Source organism: Pleomorphomonas oryzae DSM 16300 (assembly GCF_000422965.1).
GTDB lineage: Bacteria > Pseudomonadota > Alphaproteobacteria > Rhizobiales > Pleomorphomonadaceae > Pleomorphomonas > Pleomorphomonas oryzae.
This window is the reverse complement of the sequence record NZ_AUHB01000002.1, coordinates 298,440-322,422: the sequence shown is the minus strand read 5'-3', so window position 1 is coordinate 322,422 and position 23,983 is coordinate 298,440. Positions and strand designations below refer to the sequence as shown.

Annotated in this window: 19 protein-coding genes and 1 tRNA gene; 7 read left to right on the top strand and 13 right to left on the bottom strand. The window is 61.1% G+C overall.

The window, feature by feature from the left end:
* Positions 1–71 precede the first annotated feature (71 nt).
* From G522_RS29925 to G522_RS25585, 11 genes are all read right to left on the bottom strand, one after another.
* Positions 72–827, bottom strand: a complete 756-nt coding sequence (locus tag G522_RS29925) for a C40 family peptidase (RefSeq protein WP_156886814.1) — start codon at positions 825–827, stop codon at positions 72–74.
* On the bottom strand, positions 828–2,186 hold the full coding sequence (locus G522_RS29420) for a trypsin-like serine protease (protein WP_084632742.1): 1,359 nt from the start codon (positions 2,184–2,186) through the stop codon (positions 828–830). It lies immediately after the preceding gene.
* A gap of 357 nt (positions 2,187–2,543) precedes the next feature.
* On the bottom strand, positions 2,544–2,723 hold the full coding sequence (locus tag G522_RS0104385) for a hypothetical protein (RefSeq protein ID WP_026789988.1): 180 nt from the start codon (positions 2,721–2,723) through the stop codon (positions 2,544–2,546).
* Complete coding sequence (locus G522_RS0104380; RefSeq protein WP_026789987.1) at positions 2,720–2,923, bottom strand: hypothetical protein; 204 nt, start codon at positions 2,921–2,923, stop codon at positions 2,720–2,722. The genes G522_RS0104385 and G522_RS0104380 overlap by 4 nt, the downstream gene beginning before the upstream one ends.
* 436 nt (positions 2,924–3,359) lie before the next feature.
* The gene (locus G522_RS0104375) at positions 3,360–3,935 is read right to left on the bottom strand and encodes a Fic/DOC family protein (protein WP_026789986.1); all 576 of its coding nucleotides are present in this window, start codon (positions 3,933–3,935) and stop codon (positions 3,360–3,362) included.
* A gap of 318 nt (positions 3,936–4,253) precedes the next feature.
* Positions 4,254–4,853, bottom strand: coding sequence for a hypothetical protein (locus G522_RS0104365; RefSeq protein WP_026789985.1), 600 nt, complete (start codon positions 4,851–4,853; stop codon positions 4,254–4,256).
* Positions 4,854–5,121: 268 nt separating this feature from the next.
* Complete coding sequence (locus G522_RS28815; RefSeq protein ID WP_084632819.1) at positions 5,122–6,321, bottom strand: MobA/MobL family protein; 1,200 nt, start codon at positions 6,319–6,321, stop codon at positions 5,122–5,124.
* Positions 6,322–6,586: 265 nt separating this feature from the next.
* Complete coding sequence (locus G522_RS0104350; RefSeq protein ID WP_026789984.1) at positions 6,587–7,744, bottom strand: site-specific integrase; 1,158 nt, start codon at positions 7,742–7,744, stop codon at positions 6,587–6,589.
* 86 nt (positions 7,745–7,830) lie between these two features.
* Positions 7,831–7,907 (bottom strand) — tRNA-Arg (locus G522_RS0104345).
* Positions 7,908–8,158: 251 nt separating this feature from the next.
* The gene (locus G522_RS0104340) at positions 8,159–8,446 is read right to left on the bottom strand and encodes a hypothetical protein (RefSeq protein WP_026789983.1); all 288 of its coding nucleotides are present in this window, start codon (positions 8,444–8,446) and stop codon (positions 8,159–8,161) included.
* 448 nt (positions 8,447–8,894) lie between these two features.
* Positions 8,895–9,803: a MurR/RpiR family transcriptional regulator gene (locus tag G522_RS25585; protein WP_169453478.1), complete on the bottom strand. Its 909-nt coding sequence runs from the start codon at positions 9,801–9,803 to the stop codon at positions 8,895–8,897.
* An 80-nt stretch (positions 9,804–9,883) separates the two neighbouring features.
* Here G522_RS25585 and G522_RS25580 point away from each other — a divergent pair, with 80 nt between their 5' ends.
* The 7 genes from G522_RS25580 to G522_RS0104300 are packed head-to-tail and all read left to right on the top strand — an operon-like array spanning position 9,884 to position 19,915.
* On the top strand, positions 9,884–11,113 hold the full coding sequence (locus G522_RS25580) for a diaminopropionate ammonia-lyase (RefSeq protein ID WP_051228348.1): 1,230 nt from the start codon (positions 9,884–9,886) through the stop codon (positions 11,111–11,113).
* 2 nt (positions 11,114–11,115) lie between these two features.
* Entirely contained in the window at positions 11,116–12,372 is a 1,257-nt protein-coding gene (locus tag G522_RS0104325) for a Zn-dependent hydrolase (protein ID WP_026789982.1), read from the top strand.
* A gap of 14 nt (positions 12,373–12,386) precedes the next feature.
* Entirely contained in the window at positions 12,387–13,304 is a 918-nt protein-coding gene (locus G522_RS0104320; protein WP_026789981.1) for an N-carbamoyl-D-amino-acid hydrolase, read from the top strand.
* A gap of 16 nt (positions 13,305–13,320) precedes the next feature.
* A complete protein-coding gene (locus G522_RS25575) occupies positions 13,321–15,345 on the top strand; it encodes a 4Fe-4S dicluster domain-containing protein (RefSeq protein WP_036838045.1) in 2,025 nt (674 codons plus the stop codon).
* Between the two features lie 12 nt (positions 15,346–15,357).
* Positions 15,358–18,000: a selenium-dependent xanthine dehydrogenase gene (xdh, locus tag G522_RS0104310; RefSeq protein WP_026789980.1), complete on the top strand. Its 2,643-nt coding sequence runs from the start codon at positions 15,358–15,360 to the stop codon at positions 17,998–18,000.
* Entirely contained in the window at positions 17,997–19,181 is a 1,185-nt protein-coding gene (locus tag G522_RS0104305; protein ID WP_026789979.1) for an amidohydrolase family protein, read from the top strand. Before xdh ends, G522_RS0104305 begins: the two co-directional genes overlap by 4 nt.
* 53 nt (positions 19,182–19,234) lie before the next feature.
* The gene (locus tag G522_RS0104300) at positions 19,235–19,915 is read left to right on the top strand and encodes a transaldolase family protein (RefSeq protein WP_026789978.1); all 681 of its coding nucleotides are present in this window, start codon (positions 19,235–19,237) and stop codon (positions 19,913–19,915) included.
* Positions 19,916–19,921: 6 nt separating this feature from the next.
* On the opposite strand, the gene G522_RS29920 is transcribed toward G522_RS0104300, so the two are convergent.
* Entirely contained in the window at positions 19,922–20,068 is a 147-nt protein-coding gene (locus G522_RS29920; protein ID WP_156886813.1) for a hypothetical protein, read from the bottom strand.
* Positions 20,069–20,229: 161 nt separating this feature from the next.
* Positions 20,230–23,904, bottom strand: coding sequence for an EAL domain-containing protein (locus G522_RS25570; protein WP_026789977.1), 3,675 nt, complete (start codon positions 23,902–23,904; stop codon positions 20,230–20,232).
* Between the last annotated feature and the right edge of the window lie 79 nt (positions 23,905–23,983).

The following is a 23,983-nucleotide window of genomic DNA, read 5'->3' as shown; positions in this document are numbered from 1 at the left end:
CTTGCACATCATGAGCAAGGACAGGGCCTGCGCCGAGGATCAACATAACTAGAGTAATTGTAATTTTCATTTCAGACTCCCGGTATACGTCGAATACCATGAAGGTATAGCTCTTCGCTCTCACTGGCAAACCATGCTTCAGTTACCGCGCCGGTCGTACCGGTACTTCCGCGTTGATTTCCTCCCAGCACGATAATGCCGTCTTTTCCGTTTCGGCTTTCATTTCTCAGAAAGAAACCAACGTGGCCGAAGCCTTTAGTACCTTCCGGCCCGAATTTGCTAAATACTGCGATATCCCCCTCTTTCGGGTCGCTTATTGCATCGCTGCCAAAGTTTCGATATCCGCCGGAGAGCGCAGTGTACTCGTTAGGTAGGAGAGCGATGTAGAGGCATGTTGAAACGAAGGCAGCACACCAGGATGTCTGGTCCCCACTCGATGGAGATGTTCCGGTCACACCGAACATGCCTGTGATAAGTGGGTTTGATCTAGATTTCCACTCTGCGTTAAATTTCTCACCATCTTCATTTGTTTTGGCTATTTGTTCAAAATAGCGGACAACCGAGAGAAGAGGAGCTCCGCGGGGAGCGTCTAGTAATATCCTGAACGCTTGCTGTATTTCTTCGTGACGCGATGGACCAACTCCGACGACCGCCCCGCCTATGTTAGACTGACCGCTTATCAATGGACCAAATGTCGGATCATCTTCAGGGCGTAGTAGTTCAAGAACATCATGTGTTGGAGGGCTTGATTGGGCGGCGGCACCGTGAGGCGCGCCTACCATAAGGGTTGCTGGGAGAAGACTCAAGGTTGATCGACGATTTAACATCTATTCCTCGCATAGTGTTAGTTGTACAAATCCATGATTCACGTTTACGCTTGTAAATGGGGAATTTTTTATTTTGCAAGCGTACACACCGAAAGCCTCGTCATCTTCACATTCCTTGTTGTTCGCGATAATATCGATTTTTGGTCTTTCCGTATTTCTCGCATCAAAGCCCGTCGCCGACAAAAATCCTGAGAATGCTAATAGATCTACGCTCTCTCCCTTACGGAATAGAGCTGATGCGCACGTTTTCACTTTGTCTAATCTTGTATTATTATATTTAAATTCCTCGATCCAATTTTTATAGTTTGCAACATTCACATAATAGTTCCACTTCGCGGCATTATCCAAGCATTGCTCATTTTGCTTTGGTGAGAAATATGATGCGACACCTTCAACGGACGGTGTGCCGGAGTCGGAAAGTCTGAAGACTGGCGATCCGGAGTCTCCCACACAGACCGTGCTGCTTTGCGTTGGTCCTCTGAGAATTGGTAACGGAACAAATAGATTACAGAAAGTGTCAGAGGAGTTCATTTCTCCACATGCATCTCTGTCGAAGAAAACTTCCCGATTTCGCCATATGTGGAACACTCCATCATGTAAGGCAATTCCTTCGGGAAGACCCAATTCCTTTAAAACCTTGGGAATTGAAAAGTACATAAGCCCGGCGCCTACCACCATATATCTCCCCCGCCCCTCCCCAATCCGAATGGGCTCTATGTTTAGATCTGGTCGAAACTTGATTACAGCGAGATCTGCCACATCAACTGGTTGGCCTTCAACGAGATAGGTGGGAGAGCGATACATGGGATTTACGAAAGGTCGGCCTTCGACCGCAACAAATCCACGGTTCGGGAAAAATAATTTCAACGATAGACGATCTAGACTGGCCTCGCATTCCTCGTAGTTCTTTGCTTTGAGACCTACCAAGTTACAGACACAATGTGCTGCCGTCAGGAAATAGCTTTGATTGATTGCTATCCCAGTACAGGACGACTTGGCTCCTCCATCACGGGCTCTTATCAGCAGTCTTCCGATGTTTGGCAGCACGGAGGCCGCCGGTAAAATACCCGACCTTTGCTCGTTTAGTACGAAGTCTTGTGCACTGCGGGTCTGATCAAGAAAGGAATAACGAGTTTTCTCCCCGAATACGGGAGATATCAGGGTCTCGAGAGATTTTTCAGACCAAGCCGGTTGGGCGATGAGAGCGAATATAGCTAAGGTTGCGCCAGATATACGCCCAAGAACCGATTTCGGAACAATTTGTTGAACGTTATGCATGTAGAGTCCACCTACTTTTAACCAGCCAGTGGTTGTATAGTTTTCAAGACTCTTTTGAACGCGTCGATCTGCCTGAGCCATGTTTTATTTGGGATAATAGACTCGATTTTTCCTGTATATATCTCGACCCGGAATGAATTTTATTATCTTTTAAAGGACAATATATTTTATACCGACTAGATCCTATAGTTATTTTTAACTATAGGTAATTAAAACCGAGTCCAACCAGAAAACACCCAATCAGCGTCTTCCGTCCACTAAGAGGCGGTCAAGATCCCTGTCGTGCGTATTTTCCCCTACGATACAACCAACAGAACTGGTTGAATAGATGCTTTAATACCCTCTTAAGTATAACGGAAAGCGGTCAATCGCACACACAGAAGCAGATGCGGAAGTTGTTCAGGTTCAGGAGGCGGAACACTTTTACGAGGGTAAACTTCAGCGGCGGCCATCACTGTCGTTTCGGATGCTCCGGCCGCTACGGTCGCGGTAGCGCACTAGGTAAGGCGGATCGGTGAGGATAAAATCCACGCTGGCGGCGTCCATGCGCCGCATGAGGCGGACGCAGTCGCCATGCCGGACAGTGTTGCGCACCTCCGGGGCGGATAAGGGCCTCATCGGCCCTTCCCCTCTTGTTCCTTCCGCTTCCGGATCACCAAGCGCCCGGTTAGAGGAATGGCCGCAAGGCTGAGGTTGAAGCCTTCTCCGTCCTCGTGAAGCCAGGCGCTGCCGATTTTCGTCCAGTAGGCACTCTCGCCTTCGCCCTCTACGATGTAGACCGCGTGGCTCGGACGGCTTTTGGATGTGTTGCTTTTCATGGATGTTCTCCCTGTTTGGTTTCTCCGGCCACGCCTTTCGCGGCCGGTCGGGAGATACAAAGCGGCATGGGACGAACCCCTAAAAGGGGTGGTCACCTGTCAACGGCAACACGGGAGCCCAAGCGGAACGCCTGGGCGAATGGAGCGGGCCGCCGATTGATGGAGGACGGCCTATGCCGCATCTCCCCGACCTTCCGGCCATAGGCGTGATCCCCGGAAACCTTGGGAGACTTCAGAAAGGAATCCATTCCCCTTCCGGCCAAGATCACACGTGGGAAGATAGGCTGTGTCCACCACGAAAAGCGGCGCCGGTTTCACGATCGGAGAGGCTATTCCCGGCCGCGTCCGGCACGAAACTAACCGAGCGCGAGCCGGGTCAGCGGAAGGAACAAGAGTGGGAAAGTAGAGGCGCAAGGGCGCCCGGAACGGAACACCGTCAGGCAGTGAGCACGGCTAGCACGTCGGCCAGAGGGGCTTCCTGCCCCTGGAAGCTTGCCACAACGGCTTCCAGAAACACCTCAGGGGCCAAGCGGTCGAGCTTCAGGGGATGACCGGCTTTGTCGGCCAATAGCGTCATAAACACCAGTTGGGTCCGGCCATTTCCTTCACGGAAGGGGTGGATGGCGTTGAGGTCAGCCATGAAATGCGCCGCCGTCCGAGCAAATAGGGGGCCAGGGAGACCGGCCAGAAAGTGCTGGCGGGCCAAACCCTCGAAGAGCCGCTGCATTTCGGAGGGGATGTGTTCCGGGTAACAGAACATGCTGCCGCCCTTGGAAATCCGGACGGTTCGATAGCGCCCGGCCCACGGATAGACATCTTGGAAGAGATGCTTGTGGATGGCCCGGTAATGGGCGACGCTCAAGCGCCCTGACGGCAGCGGCTCGTCAAACCGCTGGGCGGTCATGTCGTGCTCGAAGGCGTCCAATTCGGCCTGAGTTTGAAGCTGGAGGCGGTTTTTCAGAACCGTCGTGCCGGGATAGCAATAAGGATCGGGCACGGCATCGTAGAACACCTGAATCAGGCCTTCTTCGCGTGCTTCTCCAGGAGAATCCGGCGCCGTTCCTCGGCCGGGAGCCCTTTCCGGTCGAAATCCTCAAAAAGGCGGGTCGACTTCGGGCTGAGAGCGATGCCTTCCACTGCGCTGATTTTCGTGAACGCGGCTCGCCCAAGCACAATCGTGCTCTTCACGGGAGACGGAGATTTTTTCCCTGAGGACTGTTTCATAACGATAATCTACCACAAAACACTCACCCTGCCACCTTTTTCAGAAAGACTCTGATCTGGGTATTTCCATCTTCCGGCACGGGTCGGCAAAACGTTCGGCAGGTTTTCAGCGGTGGCGGTCTCTATCCCTCTCTCGTGCCGGGGCGTCCTTTCTCTCCTTGGGCTTATTGCGGCTGATTTCCTCCCGCAGCCACGCCATTTCATCCATTGGCTTTTGGCCCGCAGACCTGTCAGGGCCGTCCCGATCAACGACGAGATGCTCCGGCACGTGGGCAGCTCCCACGCTCTCGCGGTCATATTGCCAGGGTTTTCGAGGTTCGATACCGGCATCTCGGCAGTGCGAAAGATAGGCGGCACGCGTACTGCGTTCCTTATCCTGCGCCGCTTCAAGCTCCATCAACAATTCTGCAATCCGGAGCCGGGCATCGACCGCTCTTTCCGCCCGATCGCTCCCGCCAAGGCTCCAGCGCTCCTTCGTGTACCAAGCCCCACGCGGGGTGCCGAACCGACCCGGTTGGTGTTCGAGGATATCAAGAGTTCTTGATATTCCCCACTCGCCGAGCGCCGTGTTTAACCTCTGAATGGCAATGTCCGGTGCCAAAAATGCCCTTTCAACGGCGATATCAATAGATTTCCTTATAATCAGCTCGTTAGAATAAGCAAAAGCGTGCTGTCTTTCCAGTTCATGCATAATTTTATCGATCATGAGTTGCCTCCGATAAAAATATACGTACTATTCCATTATGGATGTCATTTTTTGCTTATTACCATTTCAGATCAGGCGATATCTCGCAAAACTGCTCTATGCGCTTCATATCCGCCCGGAACCTGTCATTTGGTATTCCTGCTGGCCAAGCCCTGAAGATGAAAAGCGATATCACGAAGGGACTCTGTGGATGCATGGGAGTCTTTCCGAGCGCTATCCCCGACATCGAATACATTGACCCTGCACTCCCGGACACCCGCCTTTCTGATCACCGATCGCGGTGACGTTCCCGTTCCGGGGTGTCTTCTCTCTCCTTGGGCTTATTGCGGCTGATTTCCTCCCGCAGCCACGCCATTTCATCTATCGGTTCCGGCTTGGGCTCCTTGCCAGCTTCCGCATGGCTCTCGCGCAGAACCTCGCGCTGCGCGGCGTCCCTTCCGCTATTGGGAATCCTGAGCGGTACGCGGGGCGGCTGGAGATTATCACGAGACGGACGTTCCACTTGCTCGACCATGCGGTCTTGAGCGTCCTCGATCTCTCCCCTCGACACCATCTGCCCGGTCGAATCAAGGTCGGGAAGGGCGCGGCGCTCCTCCCTGTCCATCTGCCATCGCTCCCGCTTCAGGCGCTCGTTCTCGGCCTCCAGCTCACGGACACGAGCTTCTAGCGCGCTGTTGCGCTCGTAAAGGGCTCGCTCGGTCTCCGATGGCGCCCTGTTCGGGACGTTATCCAGCATACCCTGGATCTCCCGCCTGATTTCTTCCACGGACATTTTCCGGTCGGTCATGGCGGCATCCCTCCTTGATGGGTCTCCGAACGTCCGCTCGCGGCGGGCAATCCGCTCAGCCTCGTCCGGGCCTCGGTGCTGGGTTGGTGTCTGGTCCAGCCCCCGGTCGGCATGGCTTCGGTGATCGACCGACGCACTGACGCCCGCTTTGGCCAGCACCGCGTTGATGACTTCCGCCCAAACCTTCCGGGCGGTCGTGACAAACTCCACACCGTCCGCCTCGCGGATCTTGGCGCCGAACCCTTCCGGGGACACAGCCCGCGTTGTCAGAAGAAAGTGCGCATGCGGGTTTTCATTGCCGCCATCACAGTGGATCGCGGCATCCACCACGTGCCCTCTGCCCGCGTAGAGCTGAGCCATGGTCCGCACGGCCAAGGCCCACATGCGGGGCGGCAGCTCGCGGGGTAGGGCGCCTTCGATTTCCTTGGCAAGGCGGGCATCCTTTCGGATCTCGGCTTTTTCCACCGCGTTCCAGAGCCGCGCCCGATCGCCCATCCACTCCGGCGCACCGGCAGGAAAGCGGATTTCCGTATAGACCACATCCCGCCTGCCGCCGAACTTGCTGAGACCCTCCTCAACGTCGTTCGGAAGGGTCGCGCCCGCGCGATACGCGGCGGCCGCCACGATGGACGTGTGCGTCTTCCGGCTGAGGTTCTTGACGTGCAGGTGGTAGATGGCCACAGCCTGTTCCTCGAACGCGGTGACGCAAACCTTTCCTGTTCCCGGCAGCGGGAGGAGGCACGAAGGGGTTCCCAAAGGGGCGTAGCCCCTTGGCGCACGGACCGATTGTTCCCGCCGCATGGTTTCCTGCGGCGGCCTTGAACAACCGCGTCCCGCGTCGCCCGCCGGTCAAATGCGTACACATTTCAATGTGTACACGTCAGGGCGATGCGTAAGTGCGCTGTTCGCATTGATACACGCCTGCATGGACCCAACAAATTCGCCCTTAGTCCTGCGTTGCAGCCCTCGTCCGCCGTCTCACGTTGATGGCCCTGGCATCTAGCGTGTTTTTGAGATGCACGGCATAGTGCTTTTCGATCATCTCGACGCTGGTGCGGCAGTTCTTGGCGATCTGATAGATGTCCGCTCCTTCGAGCAGCCGGAGGCAGATATAAGTGTGCCGGAGGCTGTAGGCGGAGCGACGGTTGCCGTCGCGGTCGGACTTCAGATCGCAGTCGAGCAGAGCTCGGCTGAACTGCTTCTTGTGATCCTGGGGGAAGACAAGATCGGTGGGTTTGGGCTTGTTCCGCTGCACGAGCCGTTCATAGGGGAAGACGGCTCCCGTGGTGCTCTTGCAATAGCCAACGCCACGCTTTCCGCGCACATCTATCAGCAAAATCCGCTCGCCCGTCTCATCATCCTGCTCGATCGCCACGTCGCGGTATTCCAGGCGGTTGGCTTCGTCGGGCCTCAGTCCGGTGTTGGCCATGAAGAGAATGTAGTCGTGCATCTGCTCGGCCGCGTGCTGCCATTGGCGCCCCTCGGCCGCTTTCGCCCGCTCCCGTGTGTACGTGTAAAGTCGCTTGTACTCCTCCGGCGAGAACCATGCCCGATGACCGATCTTGCCGGACGCACGGTAAGGCGTCGAAAAGTCGGGGAGGTTGCTGATCCAGCCGTGCCGCAAGGCAGTCTTCATGACCTGCCGCAGCGTTACCGTCTCGTGGTGCAGGGTGCTCCGCGCCGGAACTTTCCCCGTCTCCGGATGAGGTCTCAGCCGCGAAACCCTGTATTCCTGGACCATGCCCGACGTGATGGCGCTCAGGCCCTTCTCGCCAAAATACGGCAAGAGATGGTTCACCAGCCGCGCCTCATGGCCCTTCACGTAGAGAGGGTTGCGCTCGCCTCTGGTCAGCGCCTCGTATTCCAGCGTGAACTGTTTGGCAGCGTCGGCGAAGGTCTTTTCCTTCTTAAGCTCCCCTGCCCGGCTTTTACCCCGTAGCTCCAGGTACCAATCCTCGGCAAACTCTTTAGCCTTGGCCAGACTGTCAGTCTTGGAGCTAACCCGCCACTCCTTGCCGTCCATATACGTGGAGCATTGCCATAGGGAGCTGTTGGCCCGGCGATAGACCCGAACCTTGTCTCCGAGAACTAAATGAGACGCCATTTTGCCCTCTCTCACTGTGCGAGACATGTGTGAGGGCAGTTTAGGCCTCTTGCGGCCTAACTCAATGAGCTAAGTGTTTGAAATAATGGCGCGCTCGAAGAGATTCGAACTCCTGACCCTCAGATTCGTAGTCTGATGCTCTATCCAGCTGAGCTACGAGCGCATGCCAATACGAACTAGATACCGCCGCGATGAAGTCGGCGGTTCCGATCGCTGGGGAGTGTCTACCCAACTGGCCGAACGAATGCAAGAGCTTTCTGTGTAGCCCATGCCGCTTTTTGCGGAGCAGAAAATATACTATTTTTTCAGTTGGTTAGGCTGAACGCGACTTTATAGGAAAATTGGCCGGCGCAGCTTTTCTGCGACCGGCCAATTGATAATCGTCCCAAACTCCAGGCCGTCCCGGCGTTTGTGTCAGACCTGCCGGGCAGCTCTGCGAATGGTGCGCCGCTCGGCAACGCCGGCGTCGGACCGAGCCGCCATGGCGGGAACTTGCGGGCTTGCAGGCCGCAAGGAGACGTAAAAGGCGCTGATGGCGACAACGACCAGCGTCGGTAGCCAAAGCAGAATACCCGACCAAGCCATAAGCCGATTGATGAGGCGATCACGGCGGCCAGTCGCCAGTTCATGGAGCGACAGCATCGTGAAGCCGAGTCCGATGGCCAAATAAGCCACAGTGGCAAAAACAATCAGAATAAACATTGGCGACAACCCGAATTCTACCGGCCTGCAATGACCGGAATGGAAAAGATTCCCTCCAGACACGACGGTCCGCAGGGCGTTTTCCGGGTCTATCCAAACCCGCATGACCTGACAGGATTCCGTTCCGCTTCCGCGTAAACGGAGCCCTCCGGCTCTGGGTGAGGTGGCCGCCACGAAGCTGGCGCGCTCGCTGTTCACCCTACCCGCGCCCAGACCAGAAATGCCAGTCTGGCACGAAGAAGGTTAATGAAAGATGAGTTAACCGCCTCGATCCGGGGCGTTCCCTCGCTTTCACTGCAATTGAGTATACATCTTTTTCACCAAGAGTCGCATTTGAATCGGAGTACACGCCGCAGGTTTTGGGACCAAACGCGCAATCTTGGTTAACACCGCAGTCGGTTGCATCCGGTCAGCGCCGTCGTCTGCTCGAAAAGGCGACCAGCTATATCTATCCCCTCGGAAGCCGCCGACCGGCTGGCATAAACGGCTCAAGGCGTCGATGTAGATCCTCGATCATCGCCAGCCGGCTCTCAGCCGCCTCGCCGAGCGCCGCACCAACCGCCGAGGCAAGATGGCTGATCAGCGACATCGGTGCCACGTAGCTGTCGAACAGGCTGGCGCCTTGGTTGGGGCAGCGCAACGTCACGTGTGCCAGATGAGCCGTGCGGGCTGCCGAGGCGTCGGTGATCAGCAGGATGCGAGCCCCGGTGTCGCGGACAACCGCCATCAGATCGCGCAGGGCCGGCGGACGACGTCGAAAGCCGAACACCAGGAGTGCGTCGTCAGGACCGAGACCTACGAGATCCTCGGCCAGCGTCTGCCCTGCGAGCGGCAGCAGCCGGACGTCGGGCTTCACGTGGGCGAGGAGGCCGCGGGCATAGGCAGCCAGCGCCGCCGAATTGCGGAAGCCGATGACGTGAAGGCGCTTTGCCGACGCCAGCAGGTCGACCGCGTCGGCGAGGGCGGCAGCCGGCAGCTCGGCGGCGAGGCGTTGCAGATTTTCGATGTCCTGCGCGACGTGGCGGGCGAAATCGGCCGGCCGTTCCGTCGATGAGAGTTCATAAAGCGGCGAGCCCCAGGTTCGCGCGTTGCGGACGGAGCGGCGCAGATCGCCGTAGCTTTCGTAACCGAGTCGACGGAAAAAGCGGGCCGCTGTTGCCGCCGACACGTCGGCGCGGGCGGCAAGTTCTCCGGCCGTGAAAGCCGAGAGATCGCTGGCTGCCTCGAGAACCACTTCGGCGAGGCGCTTCTCGCTTTCGGTCAGTTGGTCAAACAGCGCGGCAATGCGCGCGTCGACCCCATCGCCGGGTGCCGCGCTGCGACCTTCGCTCATGTCGGGGCTACCACGTTCTTTCATTTTTTCCATTTCATGAAAATTGTCTTTCATATATGTTCCACTGTCAAGCCGGGTGGGCCGGCGGCAAGAGCCTCGGACCGATGACCTATCTTTTCCCCAATCCAGTCGCTTCACCGGCCAAGGCCGCTTTCCTCAGCAACGCTGCGCGCAAGAATGGTCCCTATCCGGAGGCCTTCAAGGCAGTACTATCGCAGGCCGGATATAGCCGAGCTGCCGGCGTCATCTCGTCCTGGGTGGGATATGCCCCCACACCACTCGCATCACTTTCCACGCTGGCGGCTGAGCTCGGCGTTGCCTGTATCCATTATAAGGATGAGGGTGAACGCTTTGGCCTCGGCTCATTCAAGGCACTCGGCGGCGCCTATGCGGTGTTCCGCCTGCTCGCAGCCGAACTTCGGCGGCGCCATGGCAGTGTCGATGAAGCGGCACTGGCCGCTGGCCAGATGAGAGGCCTTGCCAAGGATATCACCGTCTGCTGCGCCACCGATGGCAATCACGGGCGCTCCGTCGCCTGGGGTGCCCGCATGTTCGGCGCACGGGCGGTGATCTTCATCCATGCCAACGTTTCCGAAAAGCGGGCGGAGGCTATCCGCTCCTACGGGGCGAAGGTGGTGCGGACATCAGGCAATTACGACGATTCAGTGCGCGAGGCCGATCGGACCGCCACAGCAAACGGCTGGTTCGTGGTCTCCGACACCTCATACCCCGGCTACACCGACGTGCCGCGCGACGTCATGCAGGGCTATGCGGTGATGGTGGCAGAGGCGTTGGGCGCACTCGATGCGCCGCCTACGCATGTCTTCATCCAGGCCGGTGTCGGCGGCCTTGCGGCGGCCGTTATCGCCCACCTCTGGGAAGTCTACGGCACCGATATGCCGACGGTCGTCATCGTCGAACCGGACAAAGCCGCCTGCCTTTACGAAAGTGCGCTGGCCGGCCACCCGACGACCGTCATCGGCGACCTCGATACCATCATGGCCGGCATGGCCTGTGGTGAACCTTCGGTGATCGCCTGGCCGATCCTGCAGGGTGGAGCTTCTGCATTCATGACCCTTCCCGACGATATGGCCGTGAGCACAATGCAGCTCTTGGCGTCGGGCAAGGCGGGGGCCACCATCGTCGGCGGCGAATCGGGGGTTGCGGGTCTCGCCGGATTGATTGTCGCCGCCACTCAGCCAGACTGGCGGCAGACACTTGGTGTTGACCGCACTTCGCGCGTATTGCTGTTCGGCAGCGAGGGCGACACCGATCCGGACCTTTACGCCCGCATCGTCGGCCGCACTGGCGACGCGGTTCGCGCTGGAGCATAGAGATGACAGATCTTTCCCCCGCCCTGCCCGTCAACGGCGACCGTCTCGTCTCGCGTCTGAAGGCACTCGGCCAAGTCGGCGCATTGCCGGAGGGAGGCGTCTGCCGCCTCGCCTTGACGCCGGAGGATGGCGCGGGCCGTGACCTGGTGGTCAGCTGGATGCGCGAACAGGGCCTTGAGGTGGCGATCGATCCGATCGGCAATATCTTCGGCACCCGCAAGGGCACTCAGGCCGGTCCGTCGGTGATGATGGGATCGCATATCGACACGGTGGCGACCGGCGGTCTCTATGATGGCAATCTTGGTGTGCTCGCCGGCCTCGAGGTGCTGCAAGCTCTCGATGACGCTGGCATCGCCACCGTGCATCCCGTCACCGTCGCGGCCTTCACCAACGAAGAGGGAGCCCGCTTCCAGCCGGACATGCTGGGCAGCCTCGTGCATGTCGGCGACCTGCCTTTGCAGGACGCGTTGGATACCATTTCCATCGACGGCACCCGGCTCGGCGACGACCTCGTCGACATCGGCTATGCCGGTTCGGCGCCGCTCGGCGGCATCAAGGCGGCTGCCTATCTCGAGTACCATATCGAGCAGGGCCCCGTGCTAGAGGCCGAAGAGATCGACATCGGCGTCGTCGAGGGCGTGCAGGGCATTTCCTGGACCGAGATCACGCTGTCCGGCCGGGCGAGCCATGCCGGCGCCACGCCGATGCGGCTCCGGCGGGATGCCGGCCTTGCCGCGGCCCGCATTGCCCACGGCGTCGCCGACATCGCCAAGTCGATTGGCGGCGATATGGTGGGCACGGTCGGCTCGCTGCGCCTTCGGCCCAACCTCGTCAACGTCGTCGCCGAAATGGCACAGATGACCGTCGACCTCCGCCACCCGCAAGAGAAGGTGCTGGCCGAAGCGGAGGCTCGCCTCGCCGCTCTGGTCGCTCGCGTCGCCGAGGAGGAGCATGTGTCCTTTACCCGGCGCCGGCTCGCCCGCTTCGAACCCGTCGCCTTCGATCAAGAATTGGTCGGCCGCGTCGAGCACACGGCAAAAAGCCTCGGCCTTTCCACCCGCCGCATGTTCTCCGGTGCCGGTCACGACGCCCAGATGCTGGCCCGCACCTGCCCGGCTGCCATGATTTTCGTACCGTCCATCGCCGGGCTCAGTCACAACATTGCCGAATACACGGCCCCCACCGACATCGCCAACGGCCTTGCCGTGCTCGGCACGCTGGCTCTCGAACTGGCCGGCCGCGCCAACACACCCGCCTGAGGAGTATTGAGAGAATGTCTCGCACCATCGTCGTCGGTGCCGCCCAGCTTGGCCCGATCGCCCGCGCCGACAGCCGCGAAGTCGTCGTCAGCAGGATGATCGCGCTGCTCGAAAAGGCCGCCCGGCGCGGCTGCGATCTCGTCGTCTATCCGGAGCTGGCGCTGACCACCTTCTTCCCGCGCTGGTTCATGGAAGACCAGGCCGAGGTCGACGCCTTCTTCGAGACCGAGATGCCCGGCCCGGCCACGGCGCCGTTGTTCGCCAAGGTCAAGCAGCTCGGTGTCGCCATCAGCTTCGGCTATGCCGAGAAGACGGTGATCGATGGCCGCGTCAGGCACTTCAACACCTCGATCATCGTCGATAAGACGGGTGCAATCGTCCATCGCTACCACAAGGTTCACCTGCCGGGGCACACGGAAAACGAGCCGTGGCGGGCGTTCCAGCACCTCGAGAAGCGCTACTTCGAGCCGGGTGACACTCTCTTTACGCCGGCCGACTGCCTCGGCGGCAAGATCGGCATGGCCATCTGCAACGACCGCCGCTGGCCGGAGACCTATCGCGAGCATGCCCTGCGTGGCACCGAAATGGTGTTGATCGGCTACAACACGCCCTATCACTATCCACTCGCACCCGAGCACGACCATCTCCAGTGCTTCCACAACCACCTCGCCATGCAGGCCGGTGCCTACGCCAACGGCATGTGGGTGATCGGCGTTGGCAAAGCCGGCAACGAGGAGAACTGCGTGCTGATCGGCCAGAGCTGCATCATCGCTCCGACAGGCGAGATCGTTGCCATGGCCTCGACGCTGGGCGATGAGCTGGTTACGCATGACTGCGACCTTGATCGCTGCACCGAGATCCGCGCCAATATCTTCAACTTCCAGAAGCACCGGCGGCCGGAAATGTATCCGCTCCTGTCGGCGCCGGTCTGATGCGGGATTGATGTGCATGGCCGACCTGACGCCGATCCCGTTGCCGGTGCTCGTCAACCGGATGTTCCGTGAACTCGAAGCGAAGAAGAGCGCCTTTCATCTGCCGCGCTTCAAGTTCGCCAAGGCGGCGGCTGGTCGCGATCTCTCCACCTCGATCTTCGGCCGCAGGGCGGCGACGCCCTTCGGTCCGGCGGCCGGTCCGCATACCCAGCTGGCACAGAACATCGTGCTGAGCTGGCTGGCCGGCGGCCGGGTGATCGAACTCAAGACGGTGCAGGTGCTCGATCACCTGGAGATTGCCCGTCCCTGTATCGACATGGAGACGGTGGGATTCAACATCGAATGGTCGCAGGAGCTCTCCCTCGAGCAGTCGCTTGAGGAATACGCCAAGGCGACGATGCTGATCGAGATGGCCAAGGCGGAGGGGCTTGCGCCCGGCCTTGAGGACACCGTCATCGACATGAGCGTCGGCTACGATCTTGCCGGCATCCGCTCGGACAAGGTGCGGACCTTCATCGCCGGCATGAAGGATGCCAGCGCCGTCATCGAGCGGCTGCGAAAGCAGATCCCGGAACCTTACGCCCGCTTCAGAGACCTTGTTTATCCCATCTGCATTTCCGACAGCGTCACCGTTTCAACCTTCCATGGCTGCCCGCCGGGTGAGATCGAGGCGATCGCCGGCCATCTGATGGCTGAGGAAGGGCTCGACGTGGTGGTCAAGCTCAATCCGACGCTGCTTGGCAAGGCCGACCTCAACACGCTCCTGCACGACAAGCTCGGCTATGCCGATCTCATGGTACCTGACGCGACCTTCGAGAAAGACGCCAAGTGGGAGGATGTCAGAGGCATCGTCAATCGGCTCGGCGATCTGGCCGATCGGCTCGGGCGTGGCTTCGGCGTCAAATTCTCCAACACGCTGCTCGTCCATAACCACAAGCAGTTCTTTCCGGCCGGCACTGGCGAGATGTATCTGTCCGGCCCGCCCTTGCACGTGCTGGCCATCGAACTGGTGGCCCGCTTCCGGGCAGAATTCGGCGATCGCTTTCCCATCTCCTTCTCGGCCGGCATCGACGTCGGCAACTTCGCCGATACGGTGGCGCTCGGCCTCAAGCCGGTCAGCGTCTGCACCGACCTCCTGAAGGGCGCCGGCTATGGCAAGGGGGGCGACTATATCGCCGATCTCACCGACCGTATGGCCGAGGTGGAGACGTCCGATCTCGAGAGTTACGCGCTTAAGGCCTTCGGTCTTGCCGGCGTTGCGCTAGACGACCTGAACATCCCGACCGAGCGCAAAACTGCGCTGGCCACAGCGCTCGAAGCCGGCGAAGATCTGCGTGCGGCAGCCGGTTCGGACTTCGACGCCTGGGTGTCGGCGGTCCAGCTGCGCAATACCGCCCACTATGCCGCCCGCGTACGCGACGACCGCCGTTACAGCCGATCCGAGATCGACCACCCGCCGCGTCGAACCGGTATTCCCTTGGCGCTTCTCGACTGCGAAACCTGCGGCAAGTGCATCAACGTTTGCCCCAACGACGCCATCTTCCGCTACCCGCTGCCGCAGGATCCGGTTGTCACGGCGACGCTGCAACCTGGCGCAAAGGTAGTGGTCGGCGAGGCTCAGCCTGTGACGCGCGCTCAGCAAATCGGCATCTTTGCCGACGTCTGTAACCGCTGCGGCAACTGCGATGTGACCTGCCCCGAGACCGGTGGTCCCTTCGCTCGCAAGGCAAACCTGTTTGGCTCAGTTGCGAGCCTCGATGATGCACCGGACCGCGATGGCCTCGCCATCGAGCAAACGCCAACCGGGCTTCGCCTCAATGTCCGCGACGGTGGCCAGCGTTTCGTGATCGACGATGACGGCACCCTCCTTGCCTGTAGCGGCGACGGCTTCGACGTCGCGATCGACCTGGCGAAGCCCGAAGCAACCTCCGGCACTGCCGACCAGCCCGTCGATGTCGGCCGGATCATCCTGCTCGCTCGCATCGCCCGCGCCGTCACGGCGCCGACGATCATCACCTATGCCAATGCCGCCTTCGACTGAACGGATCCTCAGATGCCCATGATTACGCTCACCGTCAACGGTCGCGACCATCAGCTCGATGTCGAGGCGGACGAGACGCTGCTTTCCGTGTTGCGCGACCGGCTGAAGGTCACCTCGGTGAAGGATGCCTGCTCCGGCCAGGGTCAGTGCGGCTGTTGTCTGGCATTGATCGGCGGTAAGCCAAGCAAGACCTGCACCCTCAAGGCCACCGCCGTGAAGGGGCGGTCGATCGTCACACTGGAAGGGGTCGATGCGGCGGAGCGCCAGCTTTATGCCGACGCTTTCCAGGCGGCCGCCGGCGTCCAGTGCGGCTTCTGTACGCCTGGCCTCGTGGTGCGCATCAAGGCGTTGACCGATGCTGGCGAAGCAACGGACCGGCAGGAAATCGCCGCCGCGCTCGACGGTCATCTCTGCCGCTGCACCGGCTACAAGAAGGTAATCGACGCCGTCGAACTGATCCGCGACGTCAAGGCGGGCCTCAGACCGCATCCGCAGCCGACGGCGGACGGCGGTGTTGGTCAGCCGGTTGAGCGCTTCCGCGGTGGAGACCTGGCTCTCGGTGATCGGCCGTTCCTGGCCGACATCGACGTGCCCGGCTTGCTGCACGGCGCCTTTGTTCTGTCGCCGCACGCCCGCGCGCGAGTAAACTCCATCGACCTGTCGAAGGCCCTCGCCCTTCCCGGCGTTGTTGGCATCGCCACTGCCGAGAATGTGCCAGGCGACCGCTGGGTCGGCCAGATCAAGAAGGACTGGCCGGTGTTCGTCGCTGCTGGCGAAGAGGTTCGCTATGTCGGCGACGTCATCGCCGCCGTTGCTGCCGAAACGCCACGCGCGGCCCGTGCGGCCGCCGCTCTCGTTGCCGTCGACTACGCGGCGCTGGAGCCGACGCTTTCGCCGGAAGAGGCGCTGAAACCCGGCGCGCGGCAGGTCAATCCGCGCCAGCCCAACCTGCTGTCCGAGACGGTCATCGAGCGTGGCGACGTCGAGGCGGCGCTTGCCGCCTCGACCCATGTCGTCTCCGGCACCTGGCAGACCCAGCGCATCGAACACCTGTTCCTGGAACCCGAGGCTTGTCTGGCGGTGCCGCTGGATGACGGTCGCCTCCATCTCTACTCACAGGGCCAGGGCGTGTTCGAGGACCGCAAGGCGGTGGCGGGCGTGCTTGGCGAACCCGTGGACAATATCTTCGTCGAGCTGGTGCCGACCGGCGGGGCCTTCGGCGGCAAGGAAGACATGACCGTGCAGGCGCAGACGGCCGTGCTGGCCCGCCTGACCGGCCGGCCGGTCAGGCTGGTGCTATCCCGCGAGGAGTCGGTGCGGCTCCATCCCAAGCGCCACCCGATGAAGATGACCTACTCGGTCGGCTGCGATGCGGATGGGCATATCACCGCCGCCAAGATCGACATCCTCGGTGATTCCGGCTGCTACGCCTCGGTGGGTGACAAGGTGCTGGAGCGCGCCGCCGGCCACGCTTGCGGTCCCTACCGGGTGCCGGCGCTATCCATCCATTCGATAGCCGCCTACACCAACAATCCGCCTTGCGGCGCCATGCGCGGCTTCGGCGTCAACCAGACGTCGTTTGCCATGGAAGGCTGCCTCGACCTTCTGGCCGAAAAGGTGGGCATCGACGGCTGGGAAATGCGCTGGCGCAATGGCGTTCGCATCGGCGATGTCTTCTCGTCGGGCCAGATCCTGGAGAAGTCGGTCGGCCTCGAAAAGTCGCTTTTGGCCGTCAAGGACGCCTATTACACGGCAAAAGCCGAGGGCAAGGCGGTCGGCGTCGCCTGCGCGGTGAAGAACTCCGGCATCGGCAACGGTGCGCTCGAATGGGGCAAGTGCCGCCTGGAGATCGAAGCGGAGGATCGGATCGGCCTTCATATCGGCTTCACCGAGATGGGACAGGGACTCCTCACCATTTCAACCCAGTCGGCGGCGGAGATAACCGGCCTGCCGTCGTCGATCTTCGTGCCGCAGGTCAACAGCCGCTTCGATGTCGGCGTCGGCCAGACGACCGGGTCGCGCGGCACGCTGCTGGCCGGCAATGCGGTGATCAAGGCGGCGAAGGCGCTGCGCACAGCGCTCGACGCTGGCAAAACGCTGAAAGATCTCGTCGGCGAGGTGTTCGCCGGCGACATCAAGATCGACGACACGACGGCGCCGGGGCAGCTCAAGAATGGCAAGATCAAGACGCACACCGCCTTCGGCTGGGCGACCCAGGTGGCGATCCTCGACGACACCGGCCGCGTCGAAAAGGTGATCGCCGCCCATGACGTCGGCAAGGCACTGAACCCAAGGCTTGCCGAGGGACAGATCGAGGGCGCCGTGCATATGGGCCTCGGCTACGCCCTGACCGAGCAACTCCCCTGCAAGGACGGCATGCCGGTGACGACCAACGTGCGCGAGATCGGCGTGCTGCGCGCTTCCGACATGCCCGAGGTGGAAGTTATCCTGATCGAGGAGCACGAACCGGAAGGGCCGTTCGGTGCCAAGGGCATCGGCGAGATCGGCCTCGTGCCGACGGCCGGCGCCGTTGCCTCGGCGCTTGCTGCCTTCGACGGTATCCGGCGCACCGTATTGCCGATGATCGACAGCCCGGCGGCACGGGCACTGTCAGTGGGCCTCGATCCCGAGCTTGATCGGAGCGAGTGGCATTGACCCGGTCGATCACCATCGGACCAGACCGGACCGGCCGGATCGTCGCCATCGTCGGTGGCATCATCGCAGAGACCGCCGACCCGGCGGCGCCGGTCATCGCTTGCGCTGATGGCGAGATCGCACCGGGTGCCGTCTGCGCCCATACCCACCTCTATTCAGGTCTCGCACCCTACGGCATGCCGCCGGCCAACCCGACGCCGGCCAACTTTATCGAGATCCTGGAAAAGGTCTGGTGGCGGCTCGACCGGGCGCTTGATGCCCAGGCGCTCCGGGCATCGGCGCGCGACTATATCGCCAACGCGCTGCTCGCCGGCACCACCAGTCTCATCGACCATCACGAGTCGCCGCACTTCATCAGAGGATCGCTGCAGGTGTTGGCGGAGGCCGCCGAGGACCTCGGTGTGCGGGCGCTGCTCACCTTCGGAGCCACCGAGCGCAACTTCGGTCGTGCCGAAGCCGAGGCGGGCCTCATCGAGTGCGGCAATGTCGAGGAGACGCCGCTCATTCGCCGCCTCGTCGGCCTGCACGCCAGCTTCACCGTTTCCGACGACACCATCCGGGCGGCGGGTGAATTTTGCCGCTCGCTTGATACGGTGCTGCATGTGCATGTGGCGGAAGCGTTGGATGACGTCGAGGATGCACGGACGCGCGGCTATGCCGGCCCGCTCGAACGGCTCGTTGCCCTCGACGCCCTGCCGGCCGGATCGATTCTTGCCCATGGCGTGCATCTTACTGCCGACGAGGTGCGTGAAGCGGACCGACGCAATTGCTGGCTTATCCAGAACCCGCGCTCCAACGAGGGCAATCGCATCGGCTATCCGTCCAACCTGCGCTACGCGGATAAAGTGGCGCTCGGCTGCGACGGCTGGAATGCCGACATGGCCATTGAGGAAGCCGCCCTTCTCCGCCTTGCCGCAACGCACGGCGATGACCGAGCGGCGGGGCGCCTTGGCTCTGGGCAGCGGTTGATCGCCGAGCGATTCGGCTTCTCCGCCGTCGGCTTGGCTCCGGGAGCGGCTGGCGACGTGGTGGTACGGAAGGATGGCAAGATGACGACCGTGGTGGTCGGGGGGCGGCTTGTCGTTCGCGACAGCCAACTGATTGGTGCCGACGCCGCTGCGATCGAGACCGAGGCTCGGGCCGAAGCATCGCGCCTTTGGGAGAGAATGGCATCCCTCTGAGTGGTGACGGGATGGTTGGCCGAGGCTATTGTCATGCCAACAGGGAGGACTCGATGATCTACTTTCTCGACACCGCCGATGTCGCGGCCATCGCTCGTCTGTCGGATCTCTATCCGATTGCCGGCGTCACCACCAATCCGACGCTGATCGCCCGTGCCAAGCGGCCGTTTTCCGACATTCTCAAGGACATCCGCGCCGTGATCGGCGACGGCGCCATGCTGCACGTCCAGGTGACCGGCAGCGACGCCGACACCATGGTGGCCGAGGCGCGCAAACTTGCCGACTTCGTCGGCGCCGGCTTTCATCCGAAGGTGCCGGTGACGGCGGAAGGCATCAAGGCGATCCGACGCCTGTCCGGGCTCGGCTTCCGGGTGACGGCAACCGCCATCGTCACCGCCCAGCAGGCACTGATGGCGGCGGTGGCTGGGGCGGCCTTCACCGCCCCTTACGTCAACAGGCTCGACATGATCGGTGGCGACGGCGTCACGGTCGTCGCCGACATCGTTCATCTCTTCCGCGTCCATGCCCTGCCAACGCGCCTGCTGACCGCCTCGTTCAAGAACGTGCAGCAGGTGCATGACGTCGCCATGGCCGGCGCCCATTCAGCGACGCTGCCGCCCGACATCCTCGAAGCCCTGATCCGTCATCCGTTGACCGATTCGGGCATAGCGGGCTTTTCCGCTGACTGGGCGACAGCCTATGGCGAGGGTACGACCACGCTCGACCTTATTTGAGGTCGGTCAGGCCTTCTTCTTGCTCGCGTTATGGGTAGCATCGCTGGTCGCCTTGGCGAAGACGTCGGTTACCGACGATGTCTTGGCGCCCGCACCTTTGACGGCCTTCGGTTTGCGCACTTCCTTGTTTTTCTTAACCTGTCCCTTGGCCATATTACTCTCCTGATCGCAAGCGGTCGTCCTTCAGGGACGGTCGCGCTCATTGTTCCCGAGGGCCGGTCTTCCGGCTGGCCACCGACAGAGGCATGATGGGCCGGCTTTTCGCCAGATACAACCTCAGCTTAGGTCCAAATATGGGATTCTCGCTGCGGCGCTCAGGCACGGAGCGGTTCGACCGCGTCGCTATCGACATCGACGCCATAGTCGGTCAGCACGGTGCTGAAATCGCGGGGCTGATTGAAGAGGTAGCCCTGACCATAGGACACGCCCAATTTGGCCAGTTCCTTCAGCGTCGCCTCGTCCTCGATCCGCTCGGCGATGACATCCACCCCAAGCTCGCGACCGATCTCGTTGATCGCCCGAACGACGGTACGATCGTAGGTGCTATCGGCCATGTTGTGAACGAAGCTGCCGTCGATCTTGATGGCGTCGACGTCGAAGCTCTTGAGATAGGCGAAGGACGACAGACCGGAGCCGAAGTCATCAAGACTGATGCGACAGCCGATGCCGCGGGCGGCGCGGATGAAATCGCGGGCCACCTCGAAGGAGTTGATCACCGCTGTCTCGGTAATTTCCAGTGTCACGCGCGAGGGTGACAGCCGGCTCGCCCGGAAGAGATCGGCAAGGTAGCGCCAGAGCGTCGGGTCGTTGAGCGAGTTGGCCGAAAGGTTGACGGCGACATGCAGGTTGGGCACCGCCATGATGGCCGGACCAAAGTCGCTGATCACCTTGGCGAATACCCAACGATCGATGTTTCCCATCAGCTCAAAGCGTTCGGCAGCCGGGATAAAGGTATCCGGCGTCAGCACGCCACCGTCGTCGTCGAGCATGCGCACCAAGAGTTCCAGCGAGCGTCCGCGCGTGTTGGGCTCGGCGATCGACCTGATTTCTTGCGCATACAGCACGAAACGACTGTTTTCGATCGTCTCGCGAATGCGGGCCGCCATTCGAAAATCGCTCATATGCCGCCGCGCTTCACCTGTATCCTGCAGGAACACCGAAACGCGGCCGCGGCCGGCCGCCTTGGCGGCGTAGCAGGCGACGTCGGCCTCGGCCAGCACCGCCTCGACGCCGGCGGTGGTCGCATCCACCTGGGATACGCCGGCGCTGGCGCCGATCTCGTAAATCTTGCTGCCCCAAGCAAAGCGGATGGCGGCGATGGCAGCGATCAGTTTCTCGCCCACGAAAGCCGCGAACTGGCGATCGCAGTTCTCGATCAACACGGCGAACTCGTCACCGCCCAGCCGAGCCAGACAGTCGCTGATCGGGACGATCGACCGCATGGTGCGCGCAACTTCCTGCAGAAGGGCATCGCCTGCCAAATGCCCCGCCGTGTCGTTGACGATCTTGAAGCGGTCGAGGTCAATAAACAGCAGACCATGCCGGCTGTCATTGTCACGCGCGTCTGCGATCATGCCCTGAATGCGCGTCTCGAAATGGCGGCGATTGGCAAGACCAGTCAGATCGTCGTGGGTGGCAGCGTGGGCAAGGGACTGCTGCATGGAGCGTTCGGCGGATACATCCTGGAAGACCAGGACGGCGCCGGCTCGACCGTCGGCCGCAGCTGCGATCGGCGCAGCCGCCTCGCGGATATAGTGTATGTCGCGGCAGCGCACATCGATGACCTGCGTTCCGAGCCGCTCCACTGGCGCGTTGGTTTCGAGCACTTGGCGCACGCAGGAGGCCGCTGGACGGCCGCTGTCGTCGTGGACAGCCTGGAACACTTCCTCGATCGGATGGCCGCAGGCTTCGACTTCGGAAAGGCCTGTCATGCGCTGGGCAGCGGGGTTGATCAGCGTGACGAGACCGTCGGCATCCGTGGCGATCACGCCGTCAGAGATGGCATGTAGTGTCGTCCGAAGGCGCTCCTTTTCGTCGCGGAGCGCCTGGGCCGAACTTATCTGCTCGCTAATGTCCCACGCAGTGCCGAGCAACAGCCGGTCGCCGTTCGACAAAGTCACCTGATCGGCAAGCACTCGAATATGCACCACACCGCGGGTCGGGCTGAGCAGGCGGCAGGTGGTGTTGACCCGGACTTCAGGATCGAGAGCCGCCTGGTGCAGCATCTCCGACAGGCTCGCTCGATCCTCGGGATGAACAAACCGCAGCCACTCCAGTGAGCGTTGACCATTAATCTCGGTGGCCATACGGCCAAAACTCTCGCCATTCCAAGTGGCAACACCGGTCGCGAGATCGATGCTCCAGAGGCCGATGCCGCCGGCTTCGACGGCAAGGCGCACACGCTCCTCAAGAAGCTGGATTTCGCGCTCTGCCGCCTTGTTGCGTGAGATATCGGTATGCGTGCCAATAATGCGCAACGGCCGACCGTCGGCATCGCGGGAAATAACCTTGCCCCGATCAAGAATCCAGACCCAATGGCCATCCTTGTGGCGAAGGCGGAATTCGGCTTCGAGCCAATCCGTCTCACCGCGCTCATGTGCATCGTTAGCAGCGATGAACTTGGCCTGGTCGTCGGGATGCATCAGCTCCAACCAGGCGTCGCCGCCATCGATCGACACGTCTTCCGGCTCATAACCGAGCATGCGCTTCCAAGTGGGGGACGTGTAAAGCCGACCACCAGGCTTATCGACATCCCACACACCCTGCTGGCCGTTCTCGAGCGCGAAGGCCCAACGACTCTCGCTTTCGGCGATGGCCTCAAGCGTGCGCTTCTTGAGGTCGATGTCTTCGACCTGAGTAATCAGTCGGTCGGGCTGGCCGGTCGCAGGATCACAGACGACAATGACGGAGACTTCCGCCCAAAACACCTCGCCCGACTTGCGAACGTAGCGCTTTTCCGCCTTAAAGTTGCGAACGGTACCGTCGAGGATGCCTTTGCGAAAGCTGTCCAGCTCCTCTCGGTCTCCCTCGTGGGTGATATCTTTGAAGTTGCGCCCGACGAGCTCGTCCTCGCTATAACCGGTCATTGAACAGAAGGCCGCGTTGACCTTCAGATATTGACCTTCGCCGCCGATGATCGTCACGCCAATGCTGGCATCGTCCATTGACCGGCGAAACAAGTTCTCGCTTTCGGCAAGATCGCGCTCGCGCTGGCGCAGGCGATCAAGAAGCACGCAGGTGGCAATCGGCAGCAGCGTACCGACAGCGACGCCAAGCGGCATCAGCAGTGGTGTCTGCCGCATGTCGGCCATGCCGTAGGTGGCCATCATCGTCGCAAACCAGACGCTGCCCGAGAGAATGGACATATCGATGGGCCGCAAGACAAAGCTCGCCAGTAGCAACGGCACCACGAAGAACACCACCGGCTCCGGCAACGTCCTGGTCGCCGCCAGCGCACCGGCCGAGAACAGGACGAGCATCAGAGCGAACATACCTTGCGTCAGCCAGGCCGGTCGGCGGCCCTGCCGTACGGGATCTCGCTGCAGATAGAGCAAGGCCGGCAAAAAAATGGCAAAGCCGGCCGTGGCCCCGGCCCACCAGACATTGAGCGGCATCGGTGTCTTTGGGACAAGCCCAGACGTCGAGAGTGCCAGAGCGATGGCAAGGCTGGTTGTGGGAGCGGCGACCGTTGCTGCCAGCGCAACGGCAACTTCGAACAGGCCCTCGTTATGGGAGTCTTTGGTCCATGCGCCGACAAGGTCGATCATGACCAGACCGAGGCCGATCGTAACGCCGGTCAGACAGAAGAAAGCGACAAGAAAGGATGGCTCGCCGCCGTGATACCAGGCGAACAACAGCCAACCGAAGAGAGCGCCAGCAACACCGGCCACGCGATCTTCAGTCGACCGGCTGGCGAGCAGGGCAACAATAACGGCGTCGGCCGGCCAGACGGGTGTCCGCACGCCGGCCATCACCACGACCGCGATCATCAATGTCGACAGTCCGGCGTATAGCAGACAACAGCCCGCAAATAGTCCGACGCGGCCTTTAGGGATCAGGCCTTTCAGC